Genomic DNA, 22,473 nt, shown 5'->3' with positions numbered 1-22,473 from the left:
TTGTGACACAAAGGCAGAACGGAGTGCTTGATGAGTTCATTGGCCACCGACCGCGTCAGCTCATGCGTCACCGACGACGATCCGGGCCAACCGTTCGCTCTCTCGCCCGGTCAGACGGCCCTGTGGTACGCGCAACGGATCCGGCCCGATATCCCCCTCACCATCGCCCACTACGTCGAACTCCACGGTGATCTCGACGTCGGCAGGCTGCTGTACGCGGTCGAGCGCTTCGGCGCCGAATCCCAGGTGGGCCATGTCCGCCTACTCGAGGTCGACGGCGTTCCGCATCAGCGGGTCGACCTGGCCTGGCGGCCGGGCTGGGCCCGGATCGACCTGCGCGGCGAGCCCGACCCGCGCGCGGCCGCGCTGCGCTGGATGAACGACCACGCCAGCACCCCGATCGACATGGAGCGCGAGCCGCTCACCATCAATGTCGTGTTGCGAATCGGTGACCAGGACTGGTTCTGGTACGAACGCGGACACCACATCGTGATCGACGGTTACGGTGCGATGAACGCGCTGACCCGCACGGCCGAGATCTACACCGCCGTCGGCGAACAGCGCGAACCGTCGGTCTCGCGCGCCGCCGCGCTGGTCGACCTCTACGCCGACGAGTCCCGCTACCGCGAGTCCAGCCGCTGCACCGCCGACCGCGAGTACTGGACCGCGCAGCTCTCCGGCGTCGGCGAGCCGATGACCCTGTCCGCGGTGACCGCCACCGGCGACACCCACGATCCGGGCCGTCATCGCGCCACCGCGGTCCTCGACCCCGATCTCGACGGCCTGCTCACCGACGCGATCACCACGCACGGCTCGGCCAACTCGGCGCTCATCGTCGCGGCGCTGGCCGCCTACGTGCGCTCGGTCACCGGCGACTCCGATGTCGTACTGAGCCTTCCGGTCTCGGCCCGCACCACCGTCGCGCTGCGCCGGTCGGCGGGCGTGGTGTCGAACGTGGTGCCGCTGCGGGTGCGCTTCGACGAGCACACCACCGTCGCCGACGTCGTGCGCCAGACCGAGCTGCAGATCACCGGCGCGCTGCGGCACCAGCGCTACCGCTCCGACGACATCCGCCGCGACTGCGGCTACTCCCGCGACGCCCGTGGCTTCTTCGGGCCGATGGTCAACATCATGCTGTTCCACGACGAGCTGAAGTTCGGCGACATCGCGGGCCAGCTGCACGTGCTCGCGACCGGTCCGGTCGAAGACCTCTCGATCAACATCTACAACGGTGACGGCGGCCGCATCCAGCTCGACTTCGAAGCCAACCCCAAGCTCTACGGCGAGGCCGAGGTGGCCGCCCACCACGGTCGCTACCTGGACTTCCTCGCCCGCTTCCTGGCCGCCGAGCCCGGCACCCCCACCCGCGCGCTGACCGCGATCACCGCCGACGAGCAGGCGAAGGTGCTGCGGGAGTGGAACGCCACCGAGATGCCGGTGCCGACCGCCACGCTGGTGTCGCTGTTCACCGACCAGGCGCGGCGCAGCCCGCACGCCGTCGCCCTCGAATTCGGTGACCGCGCCGTCGGTTACGCCGAACTCGGCGACCGGGTGAACCAGCTGGCCCGTGAGCTCATCGCGCGCGGGGCGGGGCCGGAGACCACGGTCGGGGTGTGCCTGCACCGCAGCATCGAGATGGTCATCGGCATGTACGCCGTGCTCGCCACCGGCGCCGCCTATCTGCCGCTGGACCCGGAGCACCCGGCCGACCGCATCGACGCCGTGGTGACGCAGGCCAGGCCGGTGTGCGTACTCACCGCCGCGCGCGACATGGTGCGCCTGCCCGAGGGCACGGCGCGGGTGGATCTGGACACCCTCGACGTCACCGGGCACCCGGTCGCGCCGATCACCGACGCCGATCGGCGCGCACCGCTGCGCCCCGAGCACCTCGCCTACGTCATCTTCACCTCCGGTTCGACCGGCAAGCCCAAGGGCGTCGGGGTGACGCACGCGGCGATCGTCAACCGGCTGCGCTGGATGCAGGCCGAATACCCGCTCGACCACACCGACGCCGTCCTGCAGAAGACACCGGCCACCTTCGACGTGTCGGTGTGGGAGTTCTTCTGGCCGTTGCAGGTCGGTGCCCGCCTGGTGGTCGCCGCGCCGGACGGTCATCGGGATCCGGCCTACCTGGCCCGGATCATCACCGAGAAATCCATCACGACAGCGCATTTCGTGCCCTCGATGCTGTCGCTGTTCGTCACCGACCCACGCGTGGCCGGCGGTGCCGGGCTGCGCCGGGTGTTCTGCAGTGGGGAGGCGCTGCCGGGCGCCACCGTCGCCGACTTCCACGCCGCGCTGCACGGCCCCACCGGCGGTCCCGAGCTGCACAACCTGTACGGGCCCACCGAGGCCGCCGTCGACGTCACCTACTGGCCGTGCCCCGCCGAGGCGACGACGGTGCCGATCGGCTCGCCGGTCTGGAACACCCAGACCTACGTGCTCGACCCGCAGCTGCGGCCGGTCCCGCCCGGGGTCGTCGGCGAACTGTATCTGGCGGGGACGCAGCTGGCGCGCGGCTACCTCGGCCGCCCCGACCTGTCCGCCGACCGGTTCGTCGCCAATCCGTTCACCCCCGGTCAGCGCATGTACCGCACCGGTGACCTGGCCCGCTGGCAGCTCGACCGGCCGGTCCTGGAATACCTGGGGCGCACCGACTTCCAGGTCAAGATCCGCGGCCTGCGGATCGAACTCGGCGAGATCGAATCCGCGCTGCTCGCCCAGGACCACATCGCGCGCGCGGTCTGCGTGGCGCGGGCCGGGCGCACCGGCGACGACGAACTGGTCGCCTACGTGGTGGCCACGCCGGGCAGCGCGGCGCCCGAGCCCGCCGTGCTGCTGTCGGGGCTGCGCCGCGGCCTGCCCTCCTACATGGTGCCCTCGGCGCTGGTCGTGCTCGACGAACTGCCGTTGAGCGCCAACGGCAAGGTCGACCGCAAGGCGCTGCCCGAGCCGACCGTCGGCGTGCGGGTCACCACCGGCGCCGCCGCACCGCAGACCGAGCTGGAATGCGCCCTCGCCGAGATCTTCACCGAGGTGCTCGCCCTCGACGGCACCGCGATCGGCGTCGAGGACAGCTTCTTCGACCTCGGCGGCAATTCGCTGGTCGCCGCCCGCGCGGTCGCCCGGATCAACACCACCCTCGACGCGAACCTCACCATCCGGGAACTGTTCGAGGCGTCGACCATCGCGGCCCTGGCCGGGTACATCAGCACCCACAAGCCCGAAACCTCCACGCCCAAGCTGGTTCCCGCGGTCCGGCCCGAGCGGGTGCCGCTGTCGCTGGCCCAGCAGCGGCTGTGGATCCTCAACCGGTTCGCCGAGCACGCCGCCGCCTACAACATGCCGCTCGCGCTGCGGCTCACCGGGCACCTCGACCTCGACGCGCTGCGGGCAGGCCTGCGGGACGTGCTCGATCGGCACGAGAGCCTGCGGACCAGTTTCCCGGAGGGGCCGGACGGCGCCTACCAGCTGATCCATCCCGCGGCCGCGGTGGAACCGGACCTGGCGCCGGTCGACGTCATCGCCGCCGACCTCACCGCCCTCGTCGCCGAGGAGACCGCGCGCGGCTTCGATCTGCGCACCGAGACGCCGCTGCGGGTCGCGCTGTACCGGGTCGGCGCCGACGATCACGTCCTGCTGGTCGTGCTGCACCACATCAGCGGTGACGGCTGGTCGATCGCCCCGCTGGCCAGGGACCTGATGTCGGCCGTGGCCGCGCGGGCCGAGGGCCTCGCGCCGCAGTGGACCCCGCTGCCGGTGCAGTACGCCGACTTCGCGCTGTGGCAGCGCGAACTGCTCGGTGACGAGACCGATCCCGAGGCGCCGCTGGGCAAGCAGCTCGGCCACTGGCGCGACGCGCTGGCCGGCCTGCCCGATCAGCTCGATCTGCCGCTGGACCGGCCGCGTCCGCTGCGCCGGGGCACCGGCGGCGACACGGTGGGCTTCACCATCGACGCCGCGATGCGCCGGGCGGTCGCCGAACTCGCGCACAGCCACGGCGTCAGCATGTTCATGGTGCTGCACGCGGTCCTGGCGACCCTGCTGGCCCGGATCTGCGCGAGCGACGACATCACCATCGGCACGCCCATCGCGGGCCGCTCCGATCCGGCGCTCGACGAGCTGGTCGGCATGTTCGTCAACACGCTGGTGCTGCGCACCGAGGTCGACCTGGGCGCCGGCTTCGACCGGATGCTCGACCAGGTCCGCGAGACCGACCTCGACGCCTTCGCCAACCCCGACGTGCCGTTCGAGCGGCTGGTCGACCTCGTCAATCCGGAACGCTCGACCGCCCGGCACCCGCTGTTCCAGGTGATGCTGTCCTATGACCGCACGCCGGAACTGCGCGTCGAACTGCCCGGCGTCAGTGCCGAACTCGTGCCGGTGGAGGCCGGGGTCGCCAAGTTCGACCTGCAACTCGAGGTGCGCGACAACCACGACGACGGTCCGCTGGACGCCGAATTCGGTTTCGCCACCGATGTCTTCGATCGCGCGACGGTCGAGGCCATCGCCCGCCGGTTCACCACGCTGCTGGCGAACGTGGTGGCCGACCCGACGCGCCCGATCGGCGATCTCGATCTGCTGGAACGTCGCGAGATCGCGCGGCTGGTGCCGGTGGCGGGCGCGCCGGCCGAGCCCGCGGGCACCCTGGCGCGGCTGCTCGGCGAGACCGCGCAGCGGCTGGCCGACGCCGTCGCCGTGCGCTACCTCGGCTTCGACACCACCTACCGCGAACTCGACGAACGCTCGAACCGGTTGGCGCGCAGCCTGATCGCGCACGGTGCGGGGCCGGAATCGGTGGTCGCGGTCGCGCTGCCGCGCAGCCTGGAATCGATCGTCGCCATCTGGGCGGTGGCCAAGTCCGGCGCCGCGTACGTCCCGGTCGATCCGGCCTACCCGGCCGAGCGGATCGCGCACATGATCGGCGACTCCGGCGCCGTGCTCGGGCTCACCCTGCCCGAGCATCTCGCCGGGCTGCCCACCACCACGGGCAAGCACCGGAAGGCGCCGGAGTGGCTGGTCTTCGGCACGGCCGACTTCGAGGCCGACTGCGCCCGCCGCTCGGCCACCCCGCTCACCGACGCCGACCGCAGGCATCCGATGCGCGCCGGTCAGCCCGCGTACCTGATCTACACCTCCGGGTCGACGGGCACGCCCAAGGCCGTCGTCGTCACCCACGCCGGTATCGCCTCGCTCGCCAGCGAGCAGACGCAGCTGTTCAAGGTCACCGACGCGGCGCGCACCATGCACTTCTCCTCGCCCAGTTTCGACGCCTCGGTGCTCGAACTGCTGCTCGGCTTCGCCGCGGGGGCGACCATCGTCGTCGCGCCCGCCGATCTGTACGGCGGCGCGGAACTGGCGGGTTTCCTGCGCTCGGAGCGGATCACCCACGCGTTCATCACCCCCGCCGCGCTGGCCACGGTGCCCGCGGGCGACTTCCCCGACCTGGGCACGGTCATCGTCGGTGGCGAGGCCTGCTCGGACGAGCTGGTGCAGCGCTGGGCGAGCGACTACCGGATGCACAACATGTACGGCCCCTCGGAGGCGACCGTCGCGGTCACCGCGAGCGCGGCGATGGTGGCGGGGGAACCGGTGCCGCTGGGCGCGCCGGTGCGCGGCATGCGGTTGTTCGTCCTCGACGGCCGCCTGCACCCGGTCCCGCCGGGGACGCCCGGTGAGCTCTACGTGTCCGGACCCGGTGTCGCCCGCGGCTATCTGGGCAAGCTCGGGCTGACCGCGCAGCGGTTCGTCGCCAACCCGCACGGCCGGGTCGGCGAACGCATGTACCGCACCGGCGATCTCGTCGTCTCCGACGCCGCCGGGCGGTTGCGCTTCCTCGGCCGCGCCGACGATCAGATCAAGATCCGCGGCTTCCGCATCGAACTGCGCGAGATCGACCATGTCCTGCGGGAACACCCGGGCGTGCGCTCGGCGCTGACCGTCGTGCACGTCGACGAGCAGGGTCAGCAGCGGCTCGCGTCCTATGTCACGGCCGACCGCCCGGTCGACCCGGCCGCGGTGCTCGACACCGCGCGCGGCAGGCTGCCCGGCTACATGGTGCCCGCGGCACTGGCCGTGCTGGACCGGATGCCGGTGACCCCGGCGGGCAAACTCGACCGAAAGGCGCTGCCCGCACCGGAGTTCGCCGTCGCCACCGGGTCGCGCGCCCCGCGCACGCACTTGGAGATGCGGGTCGCCGCGGTGTTCACCGAGATCCTCGGCCGGCCGGTGCCGGGCGCCGAGGACAGCTTCTTCGAGATCGGCGGCAACTCGCTGCTGGCCACCCGGCTCGCGGCGGCCGTGCACGCGGATTTCAGTGTGGACCTGCCGGTTCGGCAGATCTTCGAGGCGCCGACCGTGGCGGGCATCGCCCGGCTGATCACGGAAGCGCCCCGGACGCAGCGGGTGGCGCTGGCGGTACACACCCCACGTCCGGGACGCATACCACTGTCGCTGCCGCAGCAGCGGCTGTGGTTCCTCAACAGATTGTCCCCCGAATCCAGCGCCTACAACATCGCATTCGTCTTGCGAATCGGCGGAGATCTGAACATCGGTGCTTTGCGATCCGCACTCACCGATCTGGTGGAGCGCCACGAGGTGCTGCGCACGATCTTCCCGGAGGATCTGTCCGGCGCCCAGCAGATCGTGCTGCCGGTCGTCGCGGCGGCTCCCGTGATCGAGGCCGTCGACACCGCTGCCGACCGGGCGCTCGAGGTGCTGACCGCGCTGGCGCGCCAGGGATTCGACCTGACGAGCCAGCCGCCGCTGCGCGCGCGGCTGCTGCGGGTCGGGCCCCAGGAGCACCTGCTCGGCGTCGTCGTGCACCACATCGCCGCCGACGGCTGGTCGCTCGGCCCGCTCACCCGGGACCTGGCGCTGTCGTATGTGGCCAGGTCGGCGGGCAGCGAGCCGGTGCGCGCGCCACTTCCGGTGCAGTACGCCGACTTCAGCCTGTGGCAGCGCACGGTGCTCGGCGCCGAGGACGACCCGGACAGCATCGCCGCCACCCAGCTCGCGCACTGGCGCGAGGCACTGGCCGAACTGCCCGACGAACTGCCGCTGCCGTTCGACCGGCCGCGTCCGGCCGAACCCACGGGGGTGGCGGGCAGCGTGCGGTGTGAGATCTCGCCGCCGCTGCAGCAGGCCATGCGGGAGCTGGCGGCCGAGGCGGGCGTCAGCCTGTTCATGGTGGTCCGCTCCGCGCTGGCGGTACTGCTGCGCAGCGTCACCGGTGGCCGCGACATCCCGATCGGCACTCCGGTGGCGGGGCGCACCGACATCCAGCTCGACGACCTGGTCGGCATGTTCGTCAACACGCTGGTCCTGCGGTCCGACGTGGACCCGGGCCGCAGCTTCGTCGACCTGCTGCACGCCGACCGCGACGACGAACTGGCCGCGATCGCGAACTCCGACCTGCCGTTCGAACGCGTCGTCGACGCGCTCGGCCGCGACAGCAGGGCGAGCAACCGCCACCCGCTGTTCCAGGTCGCGCTGAGCATGCAGGACGACCGCACGCCGGAACTGGACCTGCCCGGCCTGCGGCTGGCCGCGGAGGAACTCGACATCGCCCGCGCCAAGTTCGATCTGGAACTGCGGGTGACGCCCGGCGACGGCGAGACCCGCTGGTTCGACTTCGTCTACGCCGCCGAGATGTTCGACGCCGCGACGGTCGAGACCATGGCGACCCGGTTCGTCGAGATCCTCACCCAGGTGACGGCCGATCCGCGACAGCTGGTCTGCGAGGTCGACGCCCTCACCGTGCCCGAACGCCGCGCCCTGGTGCCGGCGCAGGGCCCGGCCCTGGTGACCCCGGTCGTACTGGCCGACATCATCGAACGCGCGGCCACCACCTTCGCGCATCGCCCGGCCCTGCGCTGGTTCGCCGACGGCAGTGTCGCGGGCGCGGTGGGGGAGCTGGACTACGACGAGGTCGGTTTCCGGGCGCACCGGCTCGGGCGCGCGCTGATCGCCCGCGGGATCGGCACCGGTGACCGCGTCGCAGTCGGCCTGACCCGTGGATTGGACTGCGCGCTGGCCATTTTCGGCGTCGCGGCCAGCGGTGCGGCGTTCGTTCCGGTGGACCCGCGTTACCCGGCCGACCGGGTGCGGCACATGCTCACCGACTCCGGCGCGAGCGCGGTCATCACCACCACCGCCGACGCCGAGTCCCTGCGCGAGGCGGCCGGATCGCTCGACACCCAGTGGCTGCTGGTGGACGACGAGGAACTGCAGGCCGAACTGGCGGGCTACGACAGCGTGCCGATCACCGACCCCGAGCGGGTCCGCCCGGTGCGCCCGGCCGACCTGGCCTACCAGATCTACACCTCGGGCTCGACGGGCCTGCCCAAGGGCGTGACCGTCACCCACAGCGGTCTGGTGAGCCTGGCGGTGGACCTGCAGGAACGGATGGGCCTGGACCGGTTCGCCCGCACGTTCTTCTTCTCCACGCCGAGTTTCGACGTCTCCGTGCTCGACATGCTGCTGGCGGTCTGGTCCGGCGCCGAGATGGTGATCGGCCCGATCGACATCTACGGTGGCGACGAGCTCGGCGCGCTGCTCGAGCGCGAGGACATCACGCACACCTTCCTCACCCCCGCGGTGCTCGCCTCGATCGACGCCACCCGCTGGCCGCTGCCGCGGCTGCGCGGGCTCATGGCCGGTGGCGAGGCGGTGCCGCCGGACCTGGTGGAGAACTGGGCGCCGGGGCGGCGGTTCGTGAACGCCTACGGGCCCACCGAATTCACCGTCATCGCGGCGATGTCGCACCTGCGCGTCGGCGTTCCGGTGACCATCGGCACGCCGGTGCGTGGTGCGCAGGTCCTGGTGCTGGACGAGCGGTTGCGCCCGGTCGCCACCGGCGTGCCCGGCGAGCTGTACCTCGGCGGCGCGGGCATCGCGCGGGGGTACCACGAGCGATTCGGCCTCACCGCCGGGCGCTTCGTGGCGGACCCGGCCGGGCCCGCGGGCAGCCGGATGTACCGCACCGGTGACGTCGTGCGCTGGACCGCCGACGGCGAACTGGACTACCTCGGCCGCAGCGACCACCAGGTCAAGGTGCGTGGTTTCCGGATCGAGCTCGGCGAGATCAGCGCCGTGCTCGGCAGCCACCCCGAGGTCCGCTTCGCGCACACCGAGGTCAGGCGGATCGCCGGCGACGATCGCATCGTCGCCTGGGTGCAGCTCGCCGAGGGCACCGACCCGACCGAGCTGGCTCGCGTCCGCAACCACGCGGCGGCCCGGCTGGCCGGGCACATGGTGCCCGCGTCGCTGACCCTGCTCGACCGCGTGCCGCTCACCCCGGTCGGCAAGCTGGACCGGGGCGCGCTGCCGGAACCGGAGTTCACCGCCACCGCGGGCCGCGCGCCGCAGACCGCGTCCGAGCGGCTCGTCGCGCGGGTCTTCCACGAGCTGGTCGGCGGCACCGAGGTCTCCGCCACCGACAGCTTCTTCGACATCGGCGGCAACTCGCTGCTGGCCACCCAGCTGGTGGCGCGGCTGGCCGCGGCCAGCAATGTGCGGCTGGAGGTGCGGACCGTGTTCGCCGCGCCGACCGTCGAGGAGCTGGCCGCGCTCATCGAGTCCGGGCCGTCCGGCGACGAAGGCCGCCCCGACCTGGTGAAACAGGAACGCCCGGAGCGGATTCCGCTGTCCGCGGCCCAGCGCAGGCTGTGGTTCCTGAACCGGTTCAACGCGGGCACCGAGGGCGAGAGCCAGTCGGCGGGCGCCTACAACATCCCGGTCGTCCTGCGCCTGCACGGCCCGATCGACCTGGACGCGCTGATCGCGTCCTTGCACACGGTGCAACGTCGGCACGAGACGCTGCGCACGGTGTTCCCGGAGAGCGCGGGCGAGCCCGAACAGCTCGTGCTCGATCCGGAGGTCGCCGCCGTCACCCTGTTCCACGCGACGGCGACCCCCGACGAGGTGGGCGCCGCGGTGACCCGCTTCGTCGCGCCGGGCTTCGACCTGTCGTCCTCGGTGCCGATGCGGGCCGCGCTGATCACCGTCGACCACTCCGGACTGCCGGTACCCACCCAGGCCAAGCTGGCCGTCGCGGGGTCGAAGGAGCACGTGCTCGTGCTCGTCGTGCACCACATCGCGATGGACGGCTGGTCGCTGGAACCGCTGGCCGGGGAGGTGGCCGCCGCCTACCGCGGCATCCGCGAGGGCGCGCCGTTCGGTGACCTGATCCCGGAGATCCAGTACACCGACTACACGCTGTGGCAGCAGGAACTCCTCGGCACCGAGGACGACCCCGACTCGCTGATCAGCAAGCAGCTCGCCCACTGGCGCGGCGCGCTCGACGGCCTGCCCGAACTGCTCACCGTCCCGGCCGACCGGTCCCGCCCGCCGGTGCCCTCCTACCGGGGCGGCACCGTCGACTGCGAGGTCGACGCGGCCACCCACCGGGCGCTGCGCAGCATCGCCACCGCCAACAATGTCAGCATGTTCATGGTGCTGCACGCGGCGCTGGCCGTGCTGCTGCACCGGGTCACCGGCGACGACGACATCGCCGTCGGCACCGCGACCGCGGGCCGCGGGCACCCGGCTCTGGACGCGATGATCGGCATGTTCGTCAACACCCTGGTGCTGCGCACCGAGGTGACCGACGATCGGGCGTTCGTCGACCTGCTGCGTTCCGTGCGCGACCGGGATCTCGACGCGTTCGCCAACGCCGACATGCCGTTCGAACGGCTCGTCGAGGTGCTCAATCCGGCCCGCTCGCAGGCCCATCACCCGCTGTTCCAGGTGATGCTGTCGGTGCGCAACACCCCGGTGCGGATGCTGGAACTGCCCGGACTCCGGATCGAGGCGGTCGACGCCGACGCCGGCATCGCCAAGTTCGACCTGCAGTTCACCTTCACCGAGACCGAGACCGCCGAGCGCGTCGGCGACGGTGTCACGCTGGCGGTGAACTACGCGGCGGACCTGTTCGACGAGGTCACCGCGCGCAGGCTGGGCGACCGGCTGGTGCGGCTGCTCACCGCCGTCGCCGCCGACCCGCACACGGCCGTGGGCGATCTCGCGCTGCTCGACGCCGTCGAGTGGACCGCGCTCGCGCCGGTGCACGGCACCCGCGCGGACACCCCGGTCAGCTTCGCCGCGGTGTTCGGCGCCGCCGTCGCGCGGTCCAGGGACGCGGTGGCGCTGTGCGCGGGCGACACCGTCGTCACCTACGACGCGCTCGACCGCTGGACCAACCGGCTCGCCCGGGTCCTCATCGGTCAGGGCATCGGCCCGGAAAGCCTGGTGGCCCTGGGCATCCCGCGCTCGGTGGAGTCGGTGGCGACGATGCTCGCGGTCGCCAAGGCCGGTGCGGCGTTCGTGCCGGTCGACCCGAACTATCCGGCGCAGCGGATCAGCCACATGCTCACCGATTCCGGTGCGGCCGTCGGCCTGACCCTGCTGGCGCATCGGGACCGGCTGCCCGGCGACTGCCGCTGGCTGGTGCTCGACGATCCGCACACCCGCGCGACCGTGCTCGGCACCGACGACGCGCCGGTCACCGACGCCGACCGGATCCGGCCGCTGCGCGTGGCCAACCCGGCGTACGTGGTCTACACCTCCGGCTCCACCGGTACGCCGAAGGGCGTGGTGGTGACCCACGGCGGCATCTCGAACTTCGCCGCCGAGTGCGCCGACCGGTACGACGTGCGGCCCGGCAGCCGGGTCCTGCACTTCGCCACGCCGAGCTTCGACGGGTCGATGCTCGACATCCTGTTCGCGCTCGGCGGGGCGGCGACCCTGGTGATCGCCCCGCCCGGGATCGTCGGTGGCGAGGATCTGCGCCAGCTGTTCATCCGGGAGCGGATCACCCACGCGTTCATCACCACCGCCGCGATCGGCACCGTCGACCCGGCGGGCGTGCACTCGCTGGCGCACGTGCTCGTCGGTGGCGAGGCGCTGCCGCCGGACCTGCTGGCCCGGTGGTCGCCGGGCCGCAACTTCTACAACGTGTACGGCCCGACGGAGACGACGATCGTCACCCTGATGCCGCAGCCTATGAGCCCGCGGGGGCCGATCACCATCGGCGGCCCGATCCGCGGCGTCAGCGCCACCGTGCTGGACCGGCGGCTGCATCCGACCCCGATCGGCGTCACCGGCGAACTGCAGCTGGCCGGCTCGGCGCTGGCCCGCGGCTACCACAACCGGCCGGGCCTGACCGCTCAGCGGTTCGTCGCCAATCCCTATGGCGCGCCGGGCGAACGGATGTACCGCACCGGCGACCTGGTGCGCTGGCGCGACGGCGCGAAGTCGGCGCTCGACGTCGAGTACGTCGGCCGCACCGACCACCAGGTGAAGGTGCGTGGTTTCCGCATCGAACTCGGCGAGATCGACGTCGCGTTCGGCAGGCACCCCGAGGTCGAGTTCGCGCTCACCATCGGGCACACCACCCCGGCGGGTGTCACCGCGCTCGTGTCGTACGTGAAGGCCAGGACCGGGACCGCGCCGACGGTGCGGGAACTGCTCGATCATGTCGGCGGGCACGTGCCGAACTACATGGTCCCGCAGTCGGTGATGCTGCTCGACGAGGTGCCGCTCAGCCCGGTCGGCAAGCTGGACCGGGCGCGGCTGCCCGAGCCGGTATTCCTGGCGTCCGAGGGCTACCGCGCGCCGGTGACCCCGGCCGAGGTGGCGCTGTGCGCGGTGTTCGCCGAGGTCCTCGGGGTGGAGCGGGTCGGCGCCGACGACGGGTTCTTCGAACTCGGCGGCAACTCGCTGCTGGCCACCAAAGTCGTGGCGGCACTGCGTGAGCAGGGCTACGAGATGCCGGTGCAGCTGATGTTCGGCGATGCCACCCCGTCCGGCATCGCGGCCCGGCTCGACGGCGCCGACCCGGGCGCGGCGATGGCGGCGGCGACCGGTCCGGTGCTGGCCATCCGGCCGTCCACCGGCCCGCACGACACCCCGCTGTTCTGCGTGCACCCCGCGATCGGCCTGGCCTGGTGCTACGCGGGACTGCTCGCCCACCTCGCGCCCCAGCGCCCGATGTACGGCCTGCAGGCGCCGCACGTGTCCGGCGAGGACCGGTTCACCTCCATCCCCGAGGCGGCCGGACACTATGTGGCACACATCAAGTCGATCCAGCCGCACGGTCCTTACCACCTGCTCGGCTGGTCGCTCGGCGGGCTGATCGCGCAGGAAGTGGCGGTGCAGCTGCAGGACGCGGGGGAGGACGTCGCGCTGCTGGCCATGATGGACAGCTACCAGCTCGGCGACCGCTGGCTCGACACCGCGATGCCGAGCGTGGCCGATGTCCTCGGCGAGTTCGGCGCCGACATCCTCGGTGGGGCAACGTTGCCCGCCGACATCGACCTGCACGACGCGGCGGAACTGCTGCGGGCACAGCCGGGCCCGTTCGCCGCGCTCTCGGTCGAGAATCTCGAACGGCTCTACACCGGGTACGCCGACGGCACGGTGATGGCGAACCGGTTCCGGCCCCGCACCTTCGACGGTGACCTGGTGTTCTTCACGGCGGCGGCGGACGAGATCAACGCCGCCGATCCGGCCAGGCGCGCCGAGGCGTGGCAGCCGTTCGTCACCGGCAACATCCACAACCACGACCTGCCCTGCAGGCATGCGGCGATGACCACGCCGGAATCGCTGGCGGCGATCGGCCCCGTGCTGCATCGCCACCTCGACGCGGTCCCGGAGATCACCGTGTGCGGTGGCGGCCAGAAGGAGATGCGTCCGTGAGTTTGGCGGTAGAAGTACGTGGCCTGGCCAAGAGTTACGGCAAGGTGCGCGTGCTGAAGGAGATCGATCTGGAGATCCCGGCGGGCACGGTCCTCGGCCTGCTGGGTCCCAACGGCGCGGGCAAGACGACCACCGTGCGGGTCGTCACCACGCTGTTGCGGCCCGACGCGGGCTCGATCCGGGTCGCCGGTGTCGACGTGCTGGCCGACCCGGCCACCGCGCGCACCAGGATCGGCCTGTCCGGTCAGTACGCGGCGGTCGACGCGAACCTGACCGGCTACGAGAACCTGCGGATGGTGGCGCGGCTGTACGGCATGTCGCGCAAGCAGGCCGTCGCGCGCGCCGAACAGCTGCTCGCCGCGCTCGGCCTCGAATACGCCGCGGGCAGGCGGGCAGGCACGTATTCCGGTGGTATGGCGCGGCGGCTCGACCTGGCCGGCGCGCTCGTGGCCCGGCCGCCCGTGGTGGTGCTCGACGAACCCACCACCGGCCTGGACCCGCGCGGGCGCCTGGACATGTGGCAGGTGATCGGCGACCTCGTCGACGACGGCACCACCGTGCTGCTCACCACCCAGTACCTCGAGGAAGCCGATCTGCTCGCCGACCGGATCACGGTCATCGACAAGGGCACGGTCATCGCGCGTGGTTCGGCCGACGAACTGAAGACCTCCATCGGCGGCGACCGGCTCACCGTCACCCTCGCGCCGGGACAGAACCCGAGCCCCGCGGTCCAGGTGCTGCACCAGGTCGGGGTCGGCGAACCGATCCACGAGCCAGGCAGCGACGAGGTGTCGGTGGTGGTGGGCAACGGCTCGCGCACCATGGTCGAAGCGCTGCGCCGCCTCGACGACGCGGGCGTGTGCGTCGTCGACGCCGTCGTCGTCCGCCCGACCCTCGACGACGTGTTCCTCTCCCTCACCGGCACCCCGGCCGAGCCGGCCGCCGACATCGAAAACGACGACGTGCAAGAGGAGATTCTCTCGTGAGTGTGGCACCGGAGGTCGACGAGTACGAGACCCGCGACCTGCCGATTCAGACGAGTCCACCGCGTCCCGCCGCCCCCGGCGAGGCGCCCCCGCGGGCCCGGTTCATCCGGGACAGCGCGATCGTGGCGCACCGCAACCTGCTGACCATCCTGCGGGTGCCGACCCTGCTGGTCACCGCGACGATCCAGCCGCTGATGTTCGTGTTCCTGTTCGCCTACATCTTCGGCGCCTCGCTGGGCGGCGACCAGTATCGCGAGTTCCTGCTGGCGGGCATCTTCACCCAGACGGTCGCGTTCAACGCCGCGTTCACCACGGTCGGCCTGGCGGGCGACCTGCAGAAGGGCATCATCGACCGGATGCGGACGCTGCCGATGTCGCGGCTGGCGGTGCTGATGGGCCGCACGCTGTCCGACCTGGTGGTCAATGTGCTCAGCCTGGGCGTGATGGTGATCTGCGGCTACATCGTCGGCTGGCGCATCCACGGCAGTGTCGCCGACGCGGCGCTGGCCTTCGCCATCATCCTGCTGTTCGCGTTCGCGATGTCATGGGTGGGCGCCCTGACCGGTCTGATCTCGCCGACCGTCGAGGTCGCGCAGAGCGCGGGCCTGATCTGGATGTTCCCGCTGTCGTTCATCTCCTCGGCGTTCATCTCCGCCGAGACCCTGCCGGGCCCGCTGCGCACGATCGCCGAGTGGAACCCGATCACCGCGGTCTCGGCGGCGGGTCGCGAGCTGTTCGACAACGACGCTCCGCCGTCGTTCGCTCCGGCCACCGGCTGGGCCGCCGACAACTGCATCCTCTACGCGATCATCTGCTCGGTGGTCATCCTGGCGATCGCGATGCCCGCGGCGCTACTCCAGTACCGCAAGGTGGCCAGTCACTGACCGGCCAGAACAGAAGAACGGCGAAGGCCGCCTCCCGAGCGGGAGGCGGCCTTCGCCGTATCGCACTGAGCGCTATCCGCGCCGGCGCGTCTTGAGCAGTTCGAGGCGCTCCTTGAGCAGCTCCTCGAGCTCCTCCTTGCTGCGACGCTCCAGCAGCATGTCCCAGTGGGTGCGCGGCGGCTTGACCTTCTTGGTCTCCACCGTGGTGCCCTCCATGAGCTGACCTTCCTGGCCGTTACGGCACAGCCAGGTCGGCGGGATCTCCGCGTCATCGGCGAACGGGACGTCGAATTCCTCACCGTTGTCGGTGCGGTAGCGGGCGATCCGGCGGGGGGCCAGGTCGTGGTCGCGGTCGGTCTCGTAGCTCACCGCTCCGAGCCGACTGCCTCGGAGTACGCGATCTGCCATGTGTGCTCCCTGTCTTTGGCGGCTGGCGCCGATCGTGGTCCTACCGTTAACGCACGGGACCTCTGAACTGTTCCATTGTAGTCGCAACGGTGAATCGGCCGGGTGGCCCCTGAGCGGGGACGGCGGGGTCCGTGCCCGCTGAGCGAGACCTGAGCCGCCCGATCGGGCGCCGGACCGATAGGGTTTCGCAGCATGTCGCGCAGTCGCCTGCTGTCCTGCCTGTGGTGCGGGCGGGAGATCGTGGATTCCGAGTCGGGGCGCCGTCGCCGCTATTGCCGCCAGTCGTGCCGTCAACGGGCGTACGAGCACCGCACCAGTCTCAAGGGAACCGGTATTCCGGAGGACGCCGTGGTGTTGTCCGCCCAGGAAGCCGCGGATCTGGCCGATCGCTGGTTCGCGGCCCGATGCGCCGCCGAGGACGTGGCGACGGCGGTGGCCGAGGGGGCCGAGCACGCGGAGCTGGCACAGCTCAGCGCCACCCTGCTGCAGCTGTCGCGGGAAGCCGAGCGGTTGCGCTGAAACCTCCTGCGGCCCACCGCACCTCGGTGCGATGGGCCGGCCGGGCGAGCGCGGTCAGCGGGTTTCGACAGCGTCGCGGGCCCGCAGGTACACCGCCGTCACCCCGCCCGCGACGAGCAGCGCGAGTGCCGTCGCCGCGCCCGCGGTGGCGAGGTCGGGGCTGGTCAGCGGCTGGCCGCGCAGTGCCTGCCAGAGCACGAGGGTGAGCAACCCGAAGTAGCCGAGCACCGCGACGCCGAGCAGTGCCGCGCGGACGGTCTCCTCGCGCAGCCACCGGTACCGAGGTGCCAGCGCGACCAGCACGACGGCCAACAGCAGCAGCACCTGGATGCCGTGCAGCCCGACGAAGTGCGGAATCCGCAGGTCACCGCCGGTGGTGCTCCAGTGGGTGAGGGGCATGGCGCCGACCCCGTCGCGGACCGCGTCACCGTGCGGGCCACCTGCGCGCACGGTGTGCCCGGCCATCAGCCCGACGACGGTGCCGTCGGACTGCCGCACCAGCTGCGGGCCGGTGAAGCCCATCAGATACCCGAGCATCATGCCCGCCACCGCCAGCCACAGCCCGGCCTTCAGTGCGATCCGGGTCGGCCGATCGGCCAGCTTCTGCCACGAGATGATCACGGCCAGGACGAGATTGGCGAGGAACAGGCCGGGCACCCCGGAGGCGAAGACCTGCTGGCCGATCTGGTTGACGGAATCCTCGGCGGTATTGAAATGGCTGAACGTGCCGCGCGCGGCCTGTAGCGCGATGAACCCGACGTCGGCGATCCCGGTGACGGCGAAGACGGTGCCCAGCCACCAGGTGGCCCGCCTGCCCCGATGTGGCAGCCGCAGGATCCAGGCCAGCGTCACGCCGTAGAGGGCGAAGGCGAGCCCGAACTTGGCGGGTTTGAGCCAGACCGACTCGCCGAGCAGCATCCGGTCGTCGACCAGCATGCCGACGACCGAGACCAGCACGAGCGCGCTCATCAGCGCGGAGTTCACCAGCAGCGGGCCGTGCCAGGGCGCGCGGTCGGTGCCGACCCCGCGTGCGGGCGCGGCGTGGAACCGGATGCGGGACAGGGTGTGGGAGAGATCGATCGTCGCCATGTCTCGACGGTAGAAATCCGGTGCGCCGCAACACCTCCCGCTGCGGAACGGTTCGCTACCCGTACCGGGGTAGGGGGAAGGCCCTACTCCGGTGCGGTCACCTGGGCGCCGATCAGATCCCCAGGCGCCAGATGACGGCGTCGACCGCGCGGGGGGAGACGGTCGCGACGGCCTGCAGAATCCGGGTGTAGCGGGGGTACAGCTCGATCGGCCGGGTGCGGATGGCGGTGCGGATCCAGTCCGCGGCCTGCTCGGCGGTCAGCGCGGCCGACTCGTCGTAGGCGCCGGTCGGGGCGATCATCTCGGTCCGCACCAGCGGGAAGCCGACGGTGGTGACGTGCACGCCGCGCGCCCTGGTCTCGGCGCCCAGGCTGCGCCCGAACGCGCCGAGCGCGGCCTTGGACGCGTGGTAGGCGGTGAACATCGGCATCGTGCCCGCGGCGACGCCCCAGGTGGCGACATTGACGACGTGCCCGTCGCCGGTCTCGAGCATCGAGGGCAGCAGGCCCATGGTGAGCCGGGCCGCGCCGAAGTAGTTCAGCGCCATGGTGCGTTCGTAGTCGTGGAACCGGTCGGTGGCGTCGCTCGCGCGGCGGCGGATCGAGCGGCCCGCGTTGTTCACCAGCACGTCGATCGTCCCGTACTGCTCGAGCACGGTCTTGACCAGGTCGTCGGTGTCGCCGGGGTCGGACAGATCGCAGGTGATGCTGTCGGCCCGGCCACCGGCCGCGCGCACCGCGTCGCGGACCTCGAGCAGCGGTTCGGCGGTCCGGGCGACCAGGACGAGCCGCGCGCCGTCGCGGCCGAGCGCGAGCGCGGTGGCCCGGCCGACGCCGGAGGACGCGCCGGTCAGCAGGACGGTCTTGCCGGCGATCTCGTGCCGTTCGCCGAGCACGAGCCGCGCCACGGTGCGCGGCAACGCGGGCGGGTTGAGCAGCAGTGACTGCGCGAGGCGGTCGAGCACGGTGACTCCTGGCGTCGAGGGGACGAATGAATTTACTATCTAGTAAATTACAAATCAGTCAATTGAGTGTCAACAGGAGTCGCCGCGATGGTTGGATGGGCCGGGTGAGCACAGCCGGAACCAAGGGTGTCCCGCGCCCCGAGCGTGAGCAGCAGATCCTCGACGCCGCCGTCGCCGAGATCGGGCGGGTCGGCTACGCGGGGCTCTCGCCCGCCGAGGTCGCGCAGCGGGCCGGGGTGTCCAAGCCGCTGGTTTACACCTATTTCCAGTCCAAGGACGGGCTCTACATCGCCTGTGTCGAGCGCGCGGCTACCGTCATCTACGACGCGATCGAAACCGCCATCACCGGGGCGAGTGGCCTGACCAAGGCCGAGCGGACACTCGACGCGCTCTTCGTCGCCCTCGCGCCGCGTCCGCACGACTGGACCGTCGTCTTCGACCGCTCGCACCCGGACGCGGGCCCGGCCGCCGACGCGGTGCGTGCGGCCCGCCGACGGATCGCCGCCCAGGCCGCGCGCGGTGTCGCCGACGCGTTGAGCACGCTCGCGCTCACCGACCCCGACGACCTGTCGGCGTTCACCGACGTCTGGATGGGGTCGGTGACCTCGCTGGTGCTGTGGTGGTTGCGCCACCCCGAGCAGACGGCGGGCGAGATGAGTGCCCGCAGCCACCGCCTGATCGGGGCCCTGGTCAACGCGCCGCGCTGATCGCCCTCGGGTCCTCGGGCAGCAGCTCGGCCAGCAGCGGTGACCACTCGTAGCGCCGTTCGGGGAAGCAGCGATCGAGCAGGTCCCGCATGATCGACGGCGCGATCGAGGCGCCGGGGGACGCGCCGAGCAGCCCGGCGACGGTGCCGTCGGCGCCGGTCACCAGTTCGGTGCCGAACTCGAGCACGCCGCCGCGCTCGGGGTCGGGCTTGACCAGCTGGGCGCGCTGTCCGGCCGACACGAGCTCCCAGTCGGCCGGGTCGGCGGTCGGATAGAAGCGTTGCAGCTGCCGGAACTTGCGGCGCGGCGAGGCGAGGAGCTCAGTGACCAGGTACCGCACCAGATCCAGGTTCCGCAGGCCGGCGGCCACCAGCGGCACGATGTTGTGCGGCCGCAGCGTGGTGAACAGATCGGTGAGCCTGCCGTGCCGCAACAAGCGGGTGCTGAAGGTGGCGTACGGGCCGAACAGCAACGCGGCCGACCCGTCGACCTCGCGACGGTCCAGGTGGGGCACCGACATGGGCGGCGCGCCGAGCGCGGCCTGGCTGTAGACCTTCGCGGTGTGCTCGGCGACGACGTCGGGGTTCGTCGTCCGCAGGAACTGCGCCCCCAGCGGAAACACGCCGTATCCGCGCACCTCGGGCAGTCCCGCCCGTTGCAGCAGCCGCAGGGCGTAGCCGCCCGCGCCCACGAACACGAAGCGCGTGCGCACCCGAAAACGCCTGCCGCTGTCCAGGTCCCGGCCGCGCACGGTCCACAGGCCGTCCCTGTCGCGGGTGAGTCCGGTGATCTCGCGGTGCAGCCGGACCGCGTTGCCCGCCGCCGTCATCGTCGACAGCAGCGACCTGGTCAGCGCGCCGAAGTCGACATCGGTGCCCGCGCCGTGCCGGGTGGCGGCCATGGCCTCGCCGTCGGCCCGGCCGCGCACCAGCAGCGGTGCCCACTCGGCGATGACGGCGCGGTCCTCGGTGTACTCCATCGCGGCGAAGGCGGGCCACTCGCGCAGCGTCGCGTAGCGCTGCCGCAGGTAGCTGATGTCACGGTCGCCGAACACCACGGTGACGTGCGGGGTCGGGGTGGCGAAGGTCGCCGGGTCGAGTTCGCCACGGGCGGCCAGCGCCGCCCAGAACCGCAGGGTGAGCTGGAACTGCTCGGCGATCCCGGCCGCGCGATCGCCGTCGCGGGGATCGGGCATGTAGTTGAGTTCGCACAGGCCGGAATGCCCGGTGCCCGCGTTGTTCCAGGGATGGCTGCTCTCCGCGGCCGGCTCGCCGAGCCGCTCGAACAGCGCGATCGACCAGTCCGGCGCGAGGGTGCTGAGCAGGGCGCCGAGCGTGGCCGACATGATGCCGCCGCCGATCAGCACCGCGTCGAGAATGTCGTCGCCGCCACCGGATTCGGGTCGGCGGGGTGTCGTCTCGGTCATTGTCGAAACCTCCCGTGAGCTGTGTACGGCTATCGTCACGCCGCGGGGAGTGATCCGTCCAATACGGAATCAATGGAGATACGATCCGGATATGGATGATTCAGGGGACGGGGGAGCGCAGGCGCTCGCGCCGCTGCTGGCCGCGTTCGACGCGGCGGCGAGCGACGGCCATATCACCAAGGCCGCGCAGCGTCTCGGCGTGCCGCAGTCCTCGGTGAGCCGCCGGATCAAGACGCTCGAGCAGACGCTCGGGGTGGCGCTGTTCCAGCCGGCCGGCCGCGGCGTGACGCTCACCCCGCAGGGCCGTGAGCTGCACGAACGCACGCGCGGCCTGGTGCGCTCGCTCGACGACGCGGTGCGCCGGGTGCGCGCCGACGCCGATCCCGACAGCGGGCTGGTCCGGTTCGGGTTCCCGCTCACCCTGGGCCCGGTGAGTATTCCCTCGCTGCTGGCCCAGTTCCACACCAGGGCGCCGCGAGTCCGGCTGCACCTGGTGCAGGCACACGGCGAGGCACTGGCCGACCAGGTGCGCGCGGGCGCGCTCGACCTGGCGGTGATGATCCCGCCGCCCGCCGACTTGCCGACGGTGCCGCTGGGCAGGCAGCGCATCGCCCTGCATGTGGCCCGCACCCATCCGCTGGCCGGGCGCGCCCGCATCGATCTCACCGAGCTGGCCGACGCGGCGTTCATCGCCAATCCGCCCAGTTACCAGCTGCGCGCACTGCTCGACAGCTGGTGCGCCGCAGCGGGTTTCCTGCCGCGGGTGCTGTTCGAGATCACCGAGTTCGAGACGCTGCGAGAACTGGTCGCGCTCGGGCTGGGGGTGGCCTTGCTGCCCGCGGCCGAGATTCCGCACCCCGATCTGGCGGTCGTGCCGATCGATGGCGAACGCGACCGCGAGATCGGCCTGGTCTCGGGAGACCATGATCCGACACTCGCGGTCGCGCGGCTGCGGGATTTCCTGATCGCGCGCACGGCGCGACTCGGGTGGTAGAGCGGGTCAGTCCTGGGCGACACCGGCGTCGACGCCACGGGCGGCGAGCCACGGGTGCGGGTCGATCGGGGCGCCGTAGAGCGAGCCGTCCTGGACGTGCACCTCGTAGTGCAGGTGGGGGCCGGTCGACTGGCCACGGTTGCCGACGGTGGCGATGACGTCACCGGCGTTCACGTGCTGACCGGTCTGCACGAGAATCTCGTTGACGTGACCGTAGACGCCGATGGTGCCGTCGTCCTGCAGGACACGGACCCACAGGCCGAAGCCGGAGGCGGGGCCGGTCTCGATGACGGTACCGTCGGTGACCGAGAAGACCGGCGCGCCGATCGGGTCACCGAAGTCGATGCCGTTGTGCGCGGCACCCCAGCGGGCGCCGAAGTACGAGGTCAGCCGGCCGTTGACCGGGCGCACGGTGTGCGGGCGCGGCGGCGGGGGCGGGGCGAGGGTCGGCAGCGGAGGCAGCGCGAGCGCGACGGCCTCGCGGTGCTCCTCCCACGGGATCGGGGCGGACGCGGGGGTCTCGCCCTGCGGGCCCTGGGCCTCGGCGGGGGTGTAGGCGGTGAAGCGGTACGGCGACTGGCCCGCGTGCACGCCTTCGGTGGCGCTGGCGGTGATACTGGTGTCGGAAACCGGGGTCTCGGGTCCGCCGAAGGCGGCGGCCGAGGTTCCCACGAGTGCGGACAAAGCCACCGCACCCGCGACAACGCCTCCCCAGCGGCCGGCGAGGGCGTCGGAGACTCGAGCGGATAACGGGTTGGTCACGAACATGTTTCGAACGTAGCGAAACCGTGATCTCGA

The 22,473-nt window shown here is 71.7% G+C and carries 11 protein-coding genes; 6 read left to right on the top strand and 5 right to left on the bottom strand.

Annotated features, from left to right (window positions below):
* Nucleotides 1–30 precede the first annotated feature (30 nt).
* The 3 genes from AB0L91_RS22705 (at nt 31) to AB0L91_RS22695 (ending at nt 15,568) form a co-directional block, all read left to right on the top strand.
* Entirely contained in the window at nt 31–13,698 is a 13,668-nt protein-coding gene (locus tag AB0L91_RS22705) for an amino acid adenylation domain-containing protein (protein WP_365012919.1), read from the top strand.
* Nucleotides 13,695–14,684: an ATP-binding cassette domain-containing protein gene (locus AB0L91_RS22700; RefSeq protein ID WP_355280254.1), complete on the top strand. Its 990-nt coding sequence runs from the start codon at nt 13,695–13,697 to the stop codon at nt 14,682–14,684. The genes AB0L91_RS22705 and AB0L91_RS22700 overlap by 4 nt, the downstream gene beginning before the upstream one ends.
* A gap of 104 nt (nt 14,685–14,788) precedes the next feature.
* A complete protein-coding gene (locus tag AB0L91_RS22695; protein ID WP_355280438.1) occupies nt 14,789–15,568 on the top strand; it encodes an ABC transporter permease in 780 nt (259 codons plus the stop codon).
* Between the two features lie 72 nt (nt 15,569–15,640).
* Here AB0L91_RS22695 and AB0L91_RS22690 read toward each other — a convergent pair whose 3' ends face one another.
* Nucleotides 15,641–15,976, bottom strand: coding sequence for an RNA polymerase-binding protein RbpA (locus AB0L91_RS22690; protein ID WP_110040609.1), 336 nt, complete (start codon nt 15,974–15,976; stop codon nt 15,641–15,643).
* A 192-nt stretch (nt 15,977–16,168) separates the two neighbouring features.
* Between AB0L91_RS22690 and AB0L91_RS22685 the strand changes: the two genes are divergently transcribed.
* Entirely contained in the window at nt 16,169–16,495 is a 327-nt protein-coding gene (locus AB0L91_RS22685; protein ID WP_355280256.1) for a hypothetical protein, read from the top strand.
* Between the two features lie 54 nt (nt 16,496–16,549).
* On the opposite strand, the gene AB0L91_RS22680 is transcribed toward AB0L91_RS22685, so the two are convergent.
* Complete coding sequence (locus AB0L91_RS22680) at nt 16,550–17,584, bottom strand: hypothetical protein (protein WP_365012915.1); 1,035 nt, start codon at nt 17,582–17,584, stop codon at nt 16,550–16,552.
* Nucleotides 17,585–17,696: 112 nt separating this feature from the next.
* On the bottom strand, nt 17,697–18,548 hold the full coding sequence (locus tag AB0L91_RS22675) for an SDR family oxidoreductase (RefSeq protein WP_365012912.1): 852 nt from the start codon (nt 18,546–18,548) through the stop codon (nt 17,697–17,699).
* Nucleotides 18,549–18,652: 104 nt separating this feature from the next.
* On the opposite strand from AB0L91_RS22675, the gene AB0L91_RS22670 reads away from it, so the two are divergent.
* Nucleotides 18,653–19,255 (top strand): TetR/AcrR family transcriptional regulator, encoded by a 603-nt coding sequence (locus AB0L91_RS22670; protein WP_357350271.1) that lies wholly within the window; start codon nt 18,653–18,655, stop codon nt 19,253–19,255.
* On the opposite strand, the gene mqo is transcribed toward AB0L91_RS22670, so the two are convergent.
* Nucleotides 19,239–20,681, bottom strand: coding sequence for a malate dehydrogenase (quinone) (gene mqo / locus AB0L91_RS22665; protein WP_365012909.1), 1,443 nt, complete (start codon nt 20,679–20,681; stop codon nt 19,239–19,241). The genes AB0L91_RS22670 and mqo overlap by 17 nt on opposite strands.
* 91 nt (nt 20,682–20,772) lie before the next feature.
* On the opposite strand from mqo, the gene AB0L91_RS22660 reads away from it, so the two are divergent.
* Nucleotides 20,773–21,675: a LysR substrate-binding domain-containing protein gene (locus AB0L91_RS22660; RefSeq protein WP_365012907.1), complete on the top strand. Its 903-nt coding sequence runs from the start codon at nt 20,773–20,775 to the stop codon at nt 21,673–21,675.
* Nucleotides 21,676–21,681: 6 nt separating this feature from the next.
* Here the strand turns inward: AB0L91_RS22660 and AB0L91_RS22655 are convergent, their stop codons facing one another.
* Nucleotides 21,682–22,359, bottom strand: coding sequence for a M23 family metallopeptidase (locus tag AB0L91_RS22655; protein ID WP_355280267.1), 678 nt, complete (start codon nt 22,357–22,359; stop codon nt 21,682–21,684).
* Nucleotides 22,360–22,473: the final 114 nt, after the last annotated feature.

Source organism: Nocardia sp. NPDC051833 (assembly GCF_040681225.1).
Classification (GTDB): Bacteria; Actinomycetota; Actinomycetes; order Mycobacteriales; family Mycobacteriaceae; genus Nocardia.
The sequence above is the reverse complement of the archived record's forward strand: the minus strand, read 5'-3'. Positions and strand labels throughout refer to the sequence as shown.

Bases quoted from the DNA above. Each gene is read 5' to 3' on its own strand.
- AB0L91_RS22705 (WP_365012919.1), top strand. From the start codon at position 31: ATGAGTTCATTGGCCACCGACCGCGTCAGCTCATGCGTCACCGACGAC.
- mqo (WP_365012909.1), bottom strand. From the start codon at position 20,681: ATGACCGAGACGACACCCCGCCGACCCGAATCCGGTGGCGGCGACGAC.
- AB0L91_RS22660 (WP_365012907.1), top strand. From the start codon at position 20,773: ATGGATGATTCAGGGGACGGGGGAGCGCAGGCGCTCGCGCCGCTGCTG.
- AB0L91_RS22680 (WP_365012915.1), bottom strand. From the start codon at position 17,584: ATGGCGACGATCGATCTCTCCCACACCCTGTCCCGCATCCGGTTCCAC.
- AB0L91_RS22685 (WP_355280256.1), top strand. From the start codon at position 16,169: ATGTCGCGCAGTCGCCTGCTGTCCTGCCTGTGGTGCGGGCGGGAGATC.
- AB0L91_RS22690 (WP_110040609.1), bottom strand. From the start codon at position 15,976: ATGGCAGATCGCGTACTCCGAGGCAGTCGGCTCGGAGCGGTGAGCTAC.